The following is a 14,855-nucleotide window of genomic DNA, read 5'->3' on the forward strand; positions in this document are numbered from 1 at the left end:
AAATTACTGTAAGAAATGCACATAATTAAAACTAAATCTATAGTAGGCTGTTGTATTAAAATTAATCAAACATCGAAATAGCGTAGCTAAATTTATACAAAATGAGACAGTTTTTAATCAAGAAATCAATGCTCTATTTTAATTTATATTCCTAAATTTGAACTTTGTCCCTTTGGTAGTTAAAAATTTAATGTTTTTAAAGCTGTTTTGCTTATTAGCACTGCCTAACAACAGTAATTAATTACATCATCCTTAATTGAAAAAATGCGCATAGCCCACCTTATTTTAACTTACACAGACCCCCACCAAACAGAGCGAATGATAAACAATATGATGCATGAAAATTTCGATTTTTATATTCATGTTGATAAAAAGTTCGATATTAACCCTCATCTTTTTTTAAAAAGAATACCTAACGTTTATTTTATTAATAATCGAATTAATGTAAAATGGGCAGGGTTTAATACCGTAAGAGCAACATTTGAATGTATCAAAGAAATTGTTAATAAAGGTATTGAATACAAATACATCAATTTTTTAAGCGGACAAGATTATCCATTAAAACCTGCGGCGTTTTTGGCTGAATTCTTCGAAAAAAGCGATAAAGAGTTTTTAAGCTACAAAGACATTAAAAACGATTGGAAAGAAGGCTTGATAAGAATGGAAAAATACTTTTTAGCCAATTATAATTTTAAAGGCAAAACCAGTTTGGAGAATATAATTAACTATGTTATGCCTAAACGGAAATTGCCTTATAATCTGCATCCTTATGGCAAATCGATGTTTTGGATGTTGAGTCCGAAGGCAGCGATGCATGTAGTTGATACAGTAGAAAATGATAAAAAGCTAATCAATTTCTTCTCATTATGTTGGGGAAGCGATGAATTTGTATTCCAGACCATGCTTTTAAATTCGCCGTTCAAGGATAAGATCAAAAATGAAAATTATAGGTACATTGATTGGTCTTTGGGAGGGGCAAATCCAAAAGTTCTTGATGAACATGATTTTGATGCTTTAAAAAGTTCTGACATGCTTTTCGCCAGAAAAGTAAATGAAATAAAAAGCAAAAAACTATTGGACTTAATTGATAGTCAACTTCTTACCTTATTTGGCGTATTTACATGGCTCACGTAATTAACCTCACAACATTTAAAGACAGTCGCGGAATTTTAACCGTGCTAGACAGCGTAGTCGATTTCGAAATAAAACGACTTTTCTACATTTACGCAGTAGACGATTCAGATCGCGGTGGACACAGGCATCACAATACCTATCAGGCAGCAATTTGCATCCAGGGGTCTTGTAAAATAACAAATAGTGATGGAAGCAAAACTGAGATATTTGAATTAAACTCTCCCGAAAGATGTTTAATATTAGAACCTCAGGATTGGCATGTAATGCATGAATTTTCGAGCGACGCCATCTTATTAGTACTCGCATCAACAGCCTTCGACCCTAAAGACTATATATATGAGCCCTACAAGAATACCATATGAAAATTTAAAGGCGCTCAATAAACCATTCGAAGACGCATTTAGATTGAAATTTAACGATTTTTTACACAGTGGCTGGTACATTCTTGGTAACGAAGTTTCACAATTTGAAAAGGAGTTTGGAAATTACCATAACGAGCAATATGTTGTGGGTGTTGCCAATGGCTTAGATGCACTTATCCTTTCTTTAAAATGTTGTAATTTTAAGAAGGGTGATGAAGTAATTGTGCCTTCAAATACGTACATCGCCAGCATTTTAGCTATTTTACAATGTGATTTGGTTCCCGTTTTTGTTGAGCCTAGTATTGAAACGTATAATATAGACCCAAAAAAAATTGAAGATAGCATAAGTCCAAAAACGGTTGCCATAATGGCGGTTCACCTATATGGGCAATGTTGTGAAATGGGGCCTATAGCTGAGTTAGCGCAAAAACATAATTTAAAAATCGTTGAAGATTGTGCACAAGCTCATGGTGCAAGATATAGTGGAAAACTAGCGGGTAGTTTTGGCGAGTATGGCTGCTTTAGTTTCTACCCGACCAAAAATCTTGGCGCTTTAGGAGATGCTGGAGCAATTATTTGCAAAACCGAAGCAGATTATCTAAAGCTCAGGCAGTTGCGTAACTACGGTTCAGAGAAGAAATATCATAACGGCATAATTGGTTACAACTCTCGTTTGGATGAGATACAGGCGTCTTTTTTACGTGTGAAACTACCGTACTTGGATAAAATCAATAATCATAAAAAAGCTTTAGCATCCATTTATCAAAGCAGTTTAAATGATAGCTTTATCAAACCAATAATTGACCAAAATTTTGATAACGTTTTCCATATTTATAATATCCGACATCCGGAAAGAGATCGTTTAAAAGCTTATCTATCAGAAAACAATATAGATACAGAAATTCACTATCCTGTTGCGCCGCATAAACAGCAAGCACTTCATTCGTTAAATAATTTAAGTTACCCTATTTCAGAAGAAATACACGCCACCACGTTAAGCTTGCCATGCTCATTTGCCCACACAGCTGATGACATCTATAAGGTTGTTGAAATTATAAATAAATTTAAGTAGTTGTCGATGCATTATTTAATAAAAGAATTCGCTCCGCCCGTATTAAATACTTTACGTTGGTTTAGCTTCCAATACGGCTGGAAAGGAAATTTTAAATCGTTTGACGATGCAACAAAACACTGTAAGGGTTACGATGAAAATCATATATTAAATAGAATTGTATACACAACGGGTAAAGTACGAGACGGAGAGGCTGTGTATGAACGAGATGGAATCATTTACGATGAAGTTCAAATTAATCACACCTTATTAAGCATATTACTTTTAGTTGCGGGTAGAAACGCAAACAAATTGACTCTGGTAGATTTTGGTGGGTCACTAGGTACATCTTACTATCAATGCATCAAATATTTATCCCATTTAACTGAACTAAACTGGTGCATTGTAGAGCAAGCCAATTACGTGGAGATCGGTAAAAAATCCTTCGAAAACGACCATGTAAAATTTTACTACACCATGGAAGAATGTCTTGCCGATGGTAAGCATCCTGATATTTTGCTGCTCTCCAGTACATTGCAATACATTAGAAATCCTTACAATTTATTAGGTCATTTGCAAACGTTCAACATACCATATCTTATGCTCGATTTGGTTGGTTATAATGATAGTGAAGAGGATAGAATAACGATTCAAAAAGTTCCGCCTGTATTTTATGGAATTGAAGCCTCCTACCCTTGCACCTTTTTCGGAAAAAATAAGCTGGAAAACCAACTAAATAAAGATTACGAACTTGAGTTCGATTTTATTTCAGAAAGTCAAAAATACTACATAAATTTTAAACCATTTCGTTACCAAGGGTCATTTTGGAAACTGAAAAAAGATTAATATTTATCCAGTTCATCTAAAACAGCTGAATCGGAATCGACATCAAATTTTCTGGCAAAAATCATATTAGAATTTAAAATTTCACTTAAATCTTTTATGCTTAAAAATTTGGGATTAGCATTGCCTTCAGACCAATCTATATAACGAAGGTTGTCTGAATTGGTGTGCTTACTATGATCAGAATTCATTATAATTGTCGCGATTACAAATTCGTCAGAACCCCAGGTATATTTAAAAAAGTTATGCAGTTTTGAGTTCATATCGAGCTCATTAACAACATAAGCGGCCGCATCGTAAGTAATTGTCCACCAGGAAGATTTGCTGCCGCCATAGAAATGCATACCGTCCGGCAACTGTCTTTTTCGTACAATCGAATTAATTACAGTTTGTAATAGATATTTACCTTTAAAGCCTGAATCAGTAAAGTGGAACTTTTCGAATCTGCTCAGCGCTTCCTTGTACCAAACGGATTCTTTTTTCTCTATGTGCATAAAATTTTGTCCAACTTTATCCGCGAAGAACTTGTAAGTTTCATTAGCCGAGTAGATTGGATAATCCTGACCACTAAGCAAATTTACAAAATCGTATTGATTTTTAGTGGCAATAACTTCTTTAAGCGATTGAACAATTGCTCGTGTGAAACTCCAGCCGGCCCAGGTGCAACTTATACGTTGTTTTATAAAATATATTTGCGGCAAACCTTGCAAAAATCTAAATTCCGAAGCATCAACCTTTTTATCCAGGTGTATATAGATGTCAAATCCGGGGTGTTTTAAACGATTGACCAAACGCAGCAACTGCGTCGGATTTTTATGAACCATTATAATATGAGCAACACGCATTATTAAGGATTAATTAAAGGGTTGGTTTGTAATTTGACAGAGATAAACGCTAACATCAGCTGTTGTTGATGCTTTTACAATCTTCCCCATCTTGGATAATTCTGTTCGTAAATTTGCTGCTGGAAGATTAACATTTTTATAGTACCATGCCGGCCTACTAATTGGATCACCCACGTTTGATAAGAACTTATTGTTAAAGATAACCCAAACTCTTTTACTATGTTTGATTTTTCCGAAATCCTGAACCAATTTAGTGTTGTAGTCATTTAGATTGGATGCGCTCCATCTAAAATCCCGTCCTTCAATTGCCTTAAATTTATAGTTTTTTAGGCTGGCGTAAACCTTAAATCCCGGCAATTCATTCCAATACACATATACCACATCACCAGCTTTATAAGCCTTATTTACCATGTCAAACGATTCTTTTTGATACGATTTTTTATGCTTATAAAATGTTGCGCTATCCGCGACAGATTGAAAAGACTGAATGATCGGTGATACTAATAATAGAACTACAATAACGATTTTGAAAGACTTAACTGATACTGACATCTTTTCATTTAAGCCGTCTAAGCCAATGCCAATCAAAATCAGAAATATCGGCGTTAAAAACAGCCAAAATCTTTCTGTTAATGGATACAATTCCAGGCCAGATGCCAGCAGTACCAGTAAAAAGGGAAACATTAACACATTAAAGTTTTGGACTGACTGCTTTAGACAGAGATAAGTACCCGCTCCCAGCAGAATAAATGGTAAGAACGGCATCTTAACAAATGGAGCGTAAGAACTGGTCTGTGTTCCCGATTCAAAAAAGTTCCATAACAAACCTAAGGGATAATCCAACATTCGGTAAAAGCTTGTAAAAAACCATTTCAAATCAGACATAGACCTTGGAGGTAAGGGCATAAAATCTCCATAAAATCTAAACCAATTCACTACCCATTCGGCATCTGGTGTCTTTTTAATAATTAAAAAGAATAGTAAAATAAAACTTATCAGCCATGAAATAAATGGAATAAAGCTTTTAGAAAAAATATTAAATTGTTTAGTTAACAGGTAATAAAGCATTAAACCTAAACCGATGCCGCCTAATATAAAGATTGCCGAAAAAGAAAACCAAAGTATAACTGCACCGCCTAAGCTCCAGAAAATTAATTCTTTCAAATTTTTTAGTTTCCTAAATTTGATGAACATGTAGAAGCATAAGATCGAGCATAATAATTCAGTTGAATATTGCTTAATCTCTACAGAGTGGTAAACAAAAGCTGGCGATATGCATAAAACGGCCAAAGCAACTAACATGCCTGTGGGTTTTAAAAAATATTTTGTTACGGGAATAAATATTAGAATTGATAGTAAACCCGATAGTAGCGGCACAATTCTTAATCCGTACTCTTTATCACTAAAAATATTGAGGAATAGTTTTACAATCAATAAAAATCCAATTGGGGCTTTTTGCTGATAATCGAGAGGTCTGGTTATCAGCTCCAGATAATCAAACCTAAGTAAACTCGACGCCAGATATCCTTCGTCTAACCACAAGGATCTGTTCAGCACATATTGGTATATTCTTAAAAATACTCCTGAAATTATAATCAATAAAAATAAATAATAACTGAATTTATCTTTCAGAGTACTTTTTAATGGAAATGGCATGCAAATAGTCAGTCGGGATTTTATGCAATATCGGAATTTTTAATAATTTTACACAAATAAATCTATCCTGTGCATAATATCTCTCTAAATAATTTAGAGCTAGTAATTTTTGATGTTGATGGTACTTTATATAATCAAAGCCTTCTCCGAAAAAAAATGCTATTCTCCTTACTGAAATACTTTGTTTATCATCCATGGAAGATTAACGAATTATTTATTCTCTACCATTTCCGAAAACAGAGAGAAAAAAACAAAGGGTTTAAAGGGCAGGATCTAAATGAGCAGCAATACCTTTGGTGTAGCCAAAAAACGAATCAATCTATTGATTTAATTAAAGAAGTTGTTGATAAATGGATATTTAATTATCCCAATCAATTTTTAAAGGCATGTTGCTACCCCGGCATACACCTTCTTTTTAAAACACTTGCCGAAAAAAATATTCGCATAGCGATATATTCTGATTACGATTCGATAGAAAAAATGAAAGCCATGGAACTAAAGGCCGACTTATACGTTAGTTCTACAGATGCCAATATCAATGCGTTCAAACCCAATCCTGATGGCTTAAATTTTATTCTTAATGAAATGGGTGTTCGCGATAAGAATAATTCTTTGTTTATTGGCGACCGGTTGGAACTGGACGGCGAATGCGCTAAAGCTGCAGGCATGCCATTTTTGCTGGTGGATGAAGAAACTATAAATAATTCCCTATTTGAAAACCTCTCAAAACAAGTGCTTAATGTTTTTAAGCCATGCACGGTATGATTGATAAAATTACATTCCCACAAGATCCAGACGCGCCGGAAGAAACCACTGAAACTGAACTCCGACGTGCAGGTATCAAACAATATATTGCCATTGCACGGCCAGATAATTGGGTGAAAAATCTTTTTATGGTTCCAGGGATGCTCTTCGCGTTCTCCATCTTTCATACGCCATTTAATTCTGTGCTAATTACGAAAATTGTGTTAGGCGTTATTAGCATATGCCTAATCGCATCTGCTAACTATGTTATAAATGAATATTTAGATGCCGGTTTTGATAAGTTTCACCCCTTAAAGCGGAGGCGATCTTCTGTTGTAACGATGATAAACCCAAAAATTGTATATGCAGAATATGCATTTTTGGCGCTTATTGGCATCGCTCTTTCAAGCTTTGTATCTATAAAGTTCTTGTCGGTAGCTACATTTTTATTGATAATGGGGGTTATCTATAATGTAAAACCGTTTAGAAGTAAAGATCGGGTCTTTCTTGATGTTTTAAGCGAATCGGTAAACAATCCAATCCGGTTTGCAGCCGGATGGTTTATATTTAGTCCTGCTTTGGGTATTCCAAGCAGTAAATGGGATTTAAACTGGATCAACACCTTCCCTCCCGTCAGTATCATTATCGCTTATTGGATGGGAGGCGCATTTTTAATGGCTACAAAAAGATTTGCCGAATACAGGCTAATCGATAATGCAAAGTTGGCAGGCTTGTACCGCAAATCATTTCGGTTTTACAATGAAAACAGCTTGCTGGTTTCGATGTTTTTTTATGCAATCACCTGTGCCTTTTTTATGGGCATCTTTCTGATTAAAGATAGAATTGAACTTTTAGTGAGTTTCCCATTTTTTGCCTTGTTGTTCTCCTGGTACCTCAAAATAGGCCTGTTAGATGATTCACCCGTGCAGGGCTCGGAAAAACTATATACCAGAAAATGGTTTATGCTTTACCTCGCACTTTTTACAGCACTACTTTGTGTTTTAATGTTTGTTGAAATACCCTGGTTACACTGGTTTTTAAATAACGCGAACAATTACAATTACGATTCTTAATACGGATGAAAAACGATAAATATGATTTGATTGTTGTGGGAACTGGTTTTGCTTCGTCATTCTTTCTCCAAAAATATCTGGCTAAAAGTAAAGGGAATAAAAAAATTTTGGTTTTGGAGCGGGGGTATTTCTATAGCCATGCAGAAAAACTTAAGGTTAGAAGAGGCGAAAGTGCACCAGATGTTAAGTACGAACCAAAATGGGATTCGCTTGTAGAAAATTTTAACCCTAGAAAAGATTGGCATTTTACCACCGGTTATGGTGGCAGTTCGAACTGCTGGTGGGGCTGCACCCCGAGGTTTATGCCCTCTGATTTTAAAATGCAGTCCCTTTTTGGCGTTGCTCAGGATTGGCCAATCTCTTATGATGACATTGAGCCATATTACGATGAAGCGGAAGAAATTATGCAAATCTCAGGCCCAGATGCCACACCATTTCCGAAGAAGGGCAAGTATCCGCTTCCGGCGCACAAATTTACTAAGGTTGATGAAATCCTGAACAAGAAATATGGAAATCAGTACATAAGTCAACCCACCGCGAGAGCAAGCAGAGCAACGGCAAATAGAAATGCCTGCATGGCATCAAGCACTTGCGGAACATGCCCGGTGGACGCAAAATTCAGCATTGAAAACTCAGGTATGACGGTTTACCAGAACCCGCAGGTGGAAATTGTTTACGGCGCACAGGTTTATAAACTGGAAACCCTTAATGGTGTAGCCAGAAAAGTTTGCTACGTGAAAGATGATAAAGATTTTAGCGTGGAAGGAGATGTCATTGCACTCGGAGCAAATCCATTTTTTAACACTAATATTTTATTAAACTCTGGTGATACAAATAAATTCACAGGTAAAGGATTTGGCGAACAATTGGGTATTCAGGTCCTTATTTATCTGGATAATTTAAGCAATGCCGGCGGAAGTACCTGGGTAAATGCAAATGGCTACATGCTCTACGATGGAAAACACAGAAAAGATTATGCAGCCTGTTTAATTGAAGTTAATAACGCACCATTTATCCGTTTTGAAAAAGACAAATGGCTCAATATCGCCAGTTTTCGTTTGGTGTTTGAAGATTTGCCTGAAGATAAAAATTACATCACAACATCTGCAAACAAACTGAAACCGGCAGTACATTATGAAGGCCGTTCGGATTATGCTGAAAAGGCTTTCGCTAACGCCAAAAAACAGTTGCCTGAAATTTTATCATGCCTGCCGGTTGAACGCTTAAAATATCTCGATCCGTTTCCAAACGAAGGGCATATTATCGGCGGAACGAGAATGTCGGCAAATGCAGAAACAGGCGTTGTAGATAAACATCTCGTACATCATAAATATAGAAATGTGTTTGTGCTGGGCGCTGGTTCATTCACTACCTACAGTGCCGCCAACCCGAGCTTAACGCTGTCAGCTTTATCTTTATTCGCTGCCGATAAAATGTTTTAAATATGGAAAGACGAAGCTTTTTGTTGTTATCTGGCGTATTGGTTGGCATGGTTACCATCCCCCCTTCGCTTTATTTTGTATCGCCTGGTATTAAAAGGTACGCAGCCAGGCTCATCGAAAAAGAACTATCCTACTTGAAATTAGATAAAGCAGGAGTAAGTAATTACATTAAGGATTATTTTAAGAATGGATCAAATAATGTGATGGCTAATGTAAAATGGAAAGTTTTATATTATAGCAGGAGTGACTCGAACAACTCCAACAACATTAATGACCTCTTGCGCTATTACCTGCTATCAACTGATTTTTTCCTAAATCAGATGGATGTGTCAAAGCCGGTAAATTACATTGGAATCTTCGATCCTTACAAGAGCCCGATAGCCAATCCATATTCGTATATATTGCTTCCTAAAATTGGTGTAAATAATTAGCCATAGATAGGTTGATGCTTGAAATAAACAATACTATGTGTTACTACTTATTAACTAAAAGCGTCTAAAAACCGAGTAGGTAAATCAGGCCCATAAATTGGACAGCCCGTTTCAGCAACGTAAGTTATTTTACGATGAGAAACTGATTCTTAACGCTTCGAGGATTTGTATGTAAGCGTACCGACTAAAAGGGTTTTTTAAAATTAGGAGCGCTATTTTTTTCGCCACGTATGCCTTATCATTAGCTTTAAGTGCGATCTCGATTTGTTCCATTACAACATCTATACTCACCTTTTTTTTAAAAGTTGCGATGGTTGATTTTATTCGGCTTTCTTCCTGTATTGTTTCAATTCTGGTGTCCAGGAGAAAATTACGAATTAAATTATCCACAAGTATTTTTTGTCTGTTCCCCCAATAATGCAGAATAAATTCATCTGTCGCCCTGATTTCTGTTCGCTTCTGGAGTATTAACGAAAAAGCGAGCTGCTCACTAACAAACCATTTCGAATTGGAATAAAATCGGTCAGTCAGTATAAATACATCTGGCATCAGTTTACAAAATCCCTTATTCAAACCCAAAACGCCAGAATTCCAGCTATAATCAGTTTCGGTGAAGTTCTCAACAATGCCTCCGATTTTAAACGACCTACTGGTTATGAACTTTATAAACGCCTCTGTATAGTCGCCTTGCTTGAAGGAACTAAATAATTCGAGGCCAGTCTTAAAATCATATTCCCTTTTATGCATAAAACTTTTTCCAGGCGCAAATCCATTCAGGATTGCTTTCGGATTTGCTATAAAGAAGGTATCAGAATCAACAAATAAAAGATCACTCTCTGGAAAATTTTTGAAAGTTAAATCGATTACCGCAACTTTTCTTCTGTGGAGAAAGCCAGTGCCCGCAAGCATATCTTCAAGTAATTCGGGCGTTAACAGGTAATACGTTATTTCCAGCCCTTTTAAATAGGGCTCGAAGGAGGCAGGTTTATCGGTATAAATAATAATACGGACGCGTTTCGGATCATCAACCCATGCAATGAAGCTCAAAACACAAAATATTGCTCTATAATATTCCGTTTCACGACCGTAGGCAAGCAACACCAAATTCTTTTGATTCATTCAATCGTATTTTAGTGCAATTAAATCTTTCCTTTTTTGAGCTCATTTACAGCATAAGCACAAGCTCTCGCGGTAAATGCCATATAAGTTAACGACGGATTTTGGCAGGCTGAAGAAGTCATGAAGCTCCCATCAGATATAAAAACGTTTGATACATTGTGCATTTGGTTGTAGGCATTCAACACAGAAGTTTTAGCGTCTCTGCCCATCCTAGCAGTTCCCATTTCATGCACTGTAGCCCCCCCCGGTTTATTGTAATTAAAACCAATTACATTTCTGAAACCAGCCTGCTCGAGCATTTGCACAGAGGTTTCTTTGATATCATTCATCATATCGCTTTCATTGTTCTTAAACGAAAAATTAATTTTAATAAGTGGTTGTCCCCATTTGTCTTTAGTCGAATTATCAAGGGATACCATATTCTCATAGTACGGCAAACACTCGCCCCAGCCAGCCATCCAGACGGTCCAGGCCCCAGGAGTGGTTAACTTGTCTTTGAAATCCTTCCCAATTCCGGTTAGATGCCCCGACTTATCACCCCATTCTTCGCGTTCTCCGTGTCCTTGTATGTTGTAACCTCGTTTGAAAGCGTGACTTTCGGAATCAGACAGGTTTCTGAATCTGGGAATCAAAAAACCACAAGGTCTTCTCCCTTTATAATACAAATCCGAATAGCCATCATGTGCGCCGCTTGCTCCGGCTGATGAATGGTGATCCATTAAATTATGGCCAACTTGTTCACTATCATTGCCAAGGCCGTTGGGAAATCTGTTTGAGGTTGAATTGAGAAGAATGGAAGCTGTGGCTATTGTAGATGCATTTATAAAAACAATCTTGGAATTGAATTCTAAAACCTCATTGGTTAAGGCGTCTATAATTCTTACCCCTTTAGCTTTTTTCTTCTGCTCGTCGTAAAGCACTTCGGTAACAATTGAATGTGGCCTCAAAGTTAAGTTCCCAGTAGCCATTGCTGCAGGGATTGTTGAACTATTGCTACTGAAATAACCACCGAAGGGACATCCCCGTTCACACAGATTACGATTTTGACAAGGCCCACGGCTATCCCACCCCCTTGTCAAATTGGCCACTCTTGCAATCGTGAGCAATCTGTTTTGATCATTTTTTTTTATGCTTTGTGCCAGGTGTTTCTCAATACAATTGAGTTCCATTGGACTTAAAAACTCACCATCGGGCAGGTGCTTTAGGTTTTCACGCTGTCCACTTACGCCGATATGAGATTCTACATAACTATACCAAGGCGCTAAATCCTTATATCGAACTGGCCAATCTACTGCAACGCTTTCCTTTATATTGGCTTCGAAATCGAGATCACTCAGACGATAACATTGCCTGCCCCAGGTTAAAGAACGGCCACCAACTTGATTTCCGCGAAACCAGTTAAAGGGTTTATCTTGAATATAGGGTTGATCTGCATCTCTAATATAGAAATGCTTTGAACCTGGATTATATGCGCCGCTTTGAACAGGATCTGATTTATTATCGGCGATGGTGTTGTTCATACCAAATTTAAAATCCCAGGGATTAAGCGTTGCTGTGGGATAATCAACGATATGCTTTACATCACGTCCTCTTTCCAGTAACAAGGTTTTCAATCCCTTCTTGCAAAGCTCCATAGCTGCCCATCCACCACTAATTCCAGAACCGATTACGATGGCATCGTAGGTCCCTCCATCTATATTGCTGTTAATGAACATAACTTATTTAGTAGCCCAGGATTTCTGGTTAGCTTGAATTGAAATACAGGCTTTGAAAGTTCCTGGTATGTAATCGTATGCAAGACCCTCTGTCGCACCCAATCTCGAGCCGCAATAGCCTTCTATAGTAAGGTTCCTAAACTTTGAAAAAAAACTTTCACCAAAAAACTTATTATTGATTTTATTTAGGATGGGATAACGATAATTTGCATTATCAGAAAAGTGCTGTACAATACTTCCCTTTTCTTTAGCAGTAAGTTCCAAAAATGGTTTACCGTAATTCGATGTGGAAAATTGTTCAAAATCATTCAGACCATCAACGAAGTGATTCTGAACATTTTTAGTCGTACAATTTGTTATAACATCGATAATATATTTATGCACACCGGCTGACTTTGCTCCCGGCGTTTCAGTTTGTGGAATTATCAGCTCCGCAATTTCTGCTATAAGCATCTCCTTTTCCTTTAAACTTTGCAAATTGATTGATTTGTTAAGTTTATACCACTTATAACCTGAAATAGAAGATGCAACAATTCCAATGAAAGCTAAACTTTTAAGATACGACCTCCTGTTCATCAACAAATACAATTTTGTCGCTAATATATGAAAATAAGCGTAGTATCTGAATGTATAAATACGTTAAGAAATTGTTCGACTGGACTGATGTTTTGATAAGGTTTAAATAGACTTACTTAATGAATTGAATTCATCCTAAAATTGAGTGTATTGAATGACTAGTCATACAAAACTTGGTAAGAAATGTGATACACAAATCATTTACGGTTTAATTTATACGATTAGAAGGCTTCCAAGGCAGCTTTTCAAATTGTCATATAATAGTCATAAAATTACTTTTCACGAAACAATTTTAAAAAAGAGTTCACAGGAATACTGCTAACCGGCACTCATAAGCCCGCTTTTCCATATACTTAGCATAATTGCGATTTTCAATTTAGAAAGTTTATATGTATTTATACATAATATTGTCGTTAGAGAAGTTAAACAAATTTACCTAAAGCGCTACGAGTTTAATTAATGAAAAGAAACCTAAGAATGTATTCTAAAATCTTCTTGTGCACACTTATTGGGATGAGTTCCTGCAAGAAAAATGATAATGCTCCAGAGCAAATTGCCGTTGCTCCTATTATTCCAATTACGCCCCCAACTTCTACGACCCCCACGGCAGTAATACCGGCTTATGAAGTTGGCACAGGCAGTGGAAATCTTACTATTGATGGCGCCAGCCTTGATTTCACTCGTATTAAATTAGTTAGAATTAAAGCAGGCACTTATAAAACTATTTACATCAAAAACCTCTCTGGAACATTAGATGCTCCAATCAACATTAAAAACAATGGCCAGGTTGTGATTACCGATGGGTTAGAGACAGACAACATTATAAATGTTTCCATATCTGGAGACAATGATATAGGCATCAAGTATGGCTTTTCGTTCGAGAATATCCCTTTTAGGGCCATAAAAATGAACAAAAGAATTTTTGGTGTAACCTTAAAAAGCTTAAGCTTTAGGAATGTTGCCGATTATTGCATTGCAGGGGAAAGAAGTAATGGCGACTTGGCCTACGACGGCGGAGAAAATACAAGAAATGAGCGGTTCAAAGTTATTAACTGTTTATTTGATAATACAGGTGCAATTGTATTTAATGGCTCCCTAAATAAAGATAATTCTCAGGATATGGGCTTATTCAAAGATGTAGAGATAGCTTACAACCAGTTCCAAAACACCAATGCTGGTGCACTATGCGTATTCGGCAATATTCAGGATTATAATGTACACCACAATGTTGTTAACAATGTCAACATGTCAAACAATAATCACAATGGTGTTTTCTACATGCAAGGAAATGGAACGTTTCATCATAACAAATTAACGAACTATCAAGGTAATGCAATAAGGATGTGGGTTTATTCCCGTGGGTCTAGTCCAGTAACAGTCGAGATTTATGATAACATTTGTTACAACACCAGAAAATACGGGGGCTTCGAAATTCAGGGATTCGATAGGAATATCTATCCTGGTAAAACGACCTATGTTAATGCCAAAGTTTACAACAATACAGTCGGCCGGATGAATACATCAAAAGACTGGGAAGGGGAAATTTTAGATCTTTACAATTATGGAGGTACACTCCAATATTATAATAACCTTGGGTTCGAACTCTATCACAACGGGTTGCCTATTGCAAACATGATCAATAATATGAGCGACACCAAGATAACATTGGAACAAAACAACAAGTATGTTGCCTCACAGCAAGATGCGGTAACCGATCTGGAAAGCTTTCTTTCAAAGATAACAGGTATAGGTGCATTGCTGTAGGTAGTGAGTTCTTCCAAACAATTTACAATTGAAGTTAGCACCTCATGCCTGCGGGCCTTTTAGGCCATGCTAATTGCAGTTACACTTAAGCAATTAAAAG

The 14,855-nt window shown here is 36.6% G+C and carries 14 protein-coding genes; 9 read left to right on the top strand and 5 right to left on the bottom strand.

All coding sequences use genetic code 11. The annotated features are described in order from the left end of the window. The first annotated feature begins 264 nt into the window (after nt 1–264). The 4 genes from AC0IWT_RS05620 to AC0IWT_RS05635 are packed head-to-tail and all read left to right on the top strand — an operon-like array spanning nt 265 to nt 3,393. A complete protein-coding gene (locus tag AC0IWT_RS05620) occupies nt 265–1,134 on the top strand; it encodes a beta-1,6-N-acetylglucosaminyltransferase (RefSeq protein WP_471796356.1) in 870 nt (289 codons plus the stop codon). Next, nucleotides 1,122–1,496, top strand: a complete 375-nt coding sequence (locus tag AC0IWT_RS05625) for a sugar 3,4-ketoisomerase (RefSeq protein WP_056872579.1) — start codon at nt 1,122–1,124, stop codon at nt 1,494–1,496. The genes AC0IWT_RS05620 and AC0IWT_RS05625 overlap by 13 nt, the downstream gene beginning before the upstream one ends. 43 nt (nt 1,497–1,539) lie before the next feature. Continuing rightward, complete coding sequence (locus AC0IWT_RS05630; protein WP_235528622.1) at nt 1,540–2,568, top strand: DegT/DnrJ/EryC1/StrS family aminotransferase; 1,029 nt, start codon at nt 1,540–1,542, stop codon at nt 2,566–2,568. 6 nt (nt 2,569–2,574) lie between these two features. Then, entirely contained in the window at nt 2,575–3,393 is an 819-nt protein-coding gene (locus tag AC0IWT_RS05635; RefSeq protein ID WP_471796357.1) for a methyltransferase, TIGR04325 family, read from the top strand. Here the strand turns inward: AC0IWT_RS05635 and AC0IWT_RS05640 are convergent. Together AC0IWT_RS05640 and AC0IWT_RS05645 are read right to left on the bottom strand one after the other, a co-directional pair. After that, nucleotides 3,390–4,235, bottom strand: a complete 846-nt coding sequence (locus AC0IWT_RS05640; protein ID WP_471796358.1) for a beta-1,6-N-acetylglucosaminyltransferase — start codon at nt 4,233–4,235, stop codon at nt 3,390–3,392. The two genes, AC0IWT_RS05635 and AC0IWT_RS05640, sit on opposite strands and share 4 nt — an antisense overlap. A gap of 9 nt (nt 4,236–4,244) precedes the next feature. Continuing rightward, nucleotides 4,245–5,792 carry a hypothetical protein gene (locus tag AC0IWT_RS05645; RefSeq protein WP_471796359.1) on the bottom strand — a complete coding sequence of 516 codons (1,548 nt, stop codon included), beginning with the start codon at nt 5,790–5,792 and terminating at the stop codon, nt 4,245–4,247. Between the two features lie 168 nt (nt 5,793–5,960). Here AC0IWT_RS05645 and AC0IWT_RS05650 point away from each other — a divergent pair, with 168 nt between their 5' ends. The 4 genes from AC0IWT_RS05650 to AC0IWT_RS05665 are packed head-to-tail and all read left to right on the top strand — an operon-like array spanning nt 5,961 to nt 9,581. Beyond that, complete coding sequence (locus AC0IWT_RS05650; RefSeq protein WP_162238751.1) at nt 5,961–6,656, top strand: HAD family hydrolase; 696 nt, start codon at nt 5,961–5,963, stop codon at nt 6,654–6,656. After that, entirely contained in the window at nt 6,653–7,708 is a 1,056-nt protein-coding gene (locus AC0IWT_RS05655; protein WP_471796360.1) for a UbiA prenyltransferase family protein, read from the top strand. The genes AC0IWT_RS05650 and AC0IWT_RS05655 overlap by 4 nt, the downstream gene beginning before the upstream one ends. 5 nt (nt 7,709–7,713) lie before the next feature. Beyond that, nucleotides 7,714–9,150: a GMC oxidoreductase gene (locus AC0IWT_RS05660; RefSeq protein ID WP_471796361.1), complete on the top strand. Its 1,437-nt coding sequence runs from the start codon at nt 7,714–7,716 to the stop codon at nt 9,148–9,150. 2 nt (nt 9,151–9,152) lie between these two features. Further along, nucleotides 9,153–9,581 (top strand): hypothetical protein, encoded by a 429-nt coding sequence (locus AC0IWT_RS05665; RefSeq protein WP_471796362.1) that lies wholly within the window; start codon nt 9,153–9,155, stop codon nt 9,579–9,581. A 129-nt stretch (nt 9,582–9,710) separates the two neighbouring features. On the opposite strand, the gene AC0IWT_RS05670 is transcribed toward AC0IWT_RS05665, so the two are convergent. Genes AC0IWT_RS05670 through AC0IWT_RS05680 form a run of 3 tightly spaced genes read right to left on the bottom strand, consistent with a single transcriptional unit; the run spans nt 9,711 to nt 12,991 of the window. After that, entirely contained in the window at nt 9,711–10,700 is a 990-nt protein-coding gene (locus AC0IWT_RS05670; RefSeq protein WP_056872571.1) for a hypothetical protein, read from the bottom strand. A gap of 20 nt (nt 10,701–10,720) precedes the next feature. After that, on the bottom strand, nt 10,721–12,415 hold the full coding sequence (locus AC0IWT_RS05675; RefSeq protein ID WP_471796363.1) for a GMC oxidoreductase: 1,695 nt from the start codon (nt 12,413–12,415) through the stop codon (nt 10,721–10,723). Nucleotides 12,416–12,418: 3 nt separating this feature from the next. Further along, nucleotides 12,419–12,991 (bottom strand): gluconate 2-dehydrogenase subunit 3 family protein, encoded by a 573-nt coding sequence (locus AC0IWT_RS05680; RefSeq protein ID WP_056872569.1) that lies wholly within the window; start codon nt 12,989–12,991, stop codon nt 12,419–12,421. 459 nt (nt 12,992–13,450) lie between these two features. Between AC0IWT_RS05680 and AC0IWT_RS05685 the strand changes: the two genes are divergently transcribed. Then, the gene (locus tag AC0IWT_RS05685; protein ID WP_471796364.1) at nt 13,451–14,755 is read left to right on the top strand and encodes a hypothetical protein; all 1,305 of its coding nucleotides are present in this window, start codon (nt 13,451–13,453) and stop codon (nt 14,753–14,755) included. Nucleotides 14,756–14,855: the final 100 nt, after the last annotated feature.

This window comes from Pedobacter sp. AC464, from assembly GCF_979253075.1.

Coding starts and splice junctions, on each gene's coding strand:
- AC0IWT_RS05665 (WP_471796362.1), top strand. CDS start 9,153: ATGGAAAGACGAAGCTTTTTGTTGTTATCTGGCGTATTGGTTGGCATG.
- AC0IWT_RS05670 (WP_056872571.1), bottom strand. CDS start 10,700: ATGAATCAAAAGAATTTGGTGTTGCTTGCCTACGGTCGTGAAACGGAA.
- AC0IWT_RS05655 (WP_471796360.1), top strand. CDS start 6,653: ATGATTGATAAAATTACATTCCCACAAGATCCAGACGCGCCGGAAGAA.
- AC0IWT_RS05620 (WP_471796356.1), top strand. CDS start 265: ATGCGCATAGCCCACCTTATTTTAACTTACACAGACCCCCACCAAACA.
- AC0IWT_RS05640 (WP_471796358.1), bottom strand. CDS start 4,235: ATGCGTGTTGCTCATATTATAATGGTTCATAAAAATCCGACGCAGTTG.
- AC0IWT_RS05660 (WP_471796361.1), top strand. CDS start 7,714: ATGAAAAACGATAAATATGATTTGATTGTTGTGGGAACTGGTTTTGCT.
- AC0IWT_RS05625 (WP_056872579.1), top strand. CDS start 1,122: ATGGCTCACGTAATTAACCTCACAACATTTAAAGACAGTCGCGGAATT.
- AC0IWT_RS05675 (WP_471796363.1), bottom strand. CDS start 12,415: ATGTTCATTAACAGCAATATAGATGGAGGGACCTACGATGCCATCGTA.
- AC0IWT_RS05685 (WP_471796364.1), top strand. CDS start 13,451: ATGAAAAGAAACCTAAGAATGTATTCTAAAATCTTCTTGTGCACACTT.
- AC0IWT_RS05680 (WP_056872569.1), bottom strand. CDS start 12,991: ATGAACAGGAGGTCGTATCTTAAAAGTTTAGCTTTCATTGGAATTGTT.
- AC0IWT_RS05635 (WP_471796357.1), top strand. CDS start 2,575: ATGCATTATTTAATAAAAGAATTCGCTCCGCCCGTATTAAATACTTTA.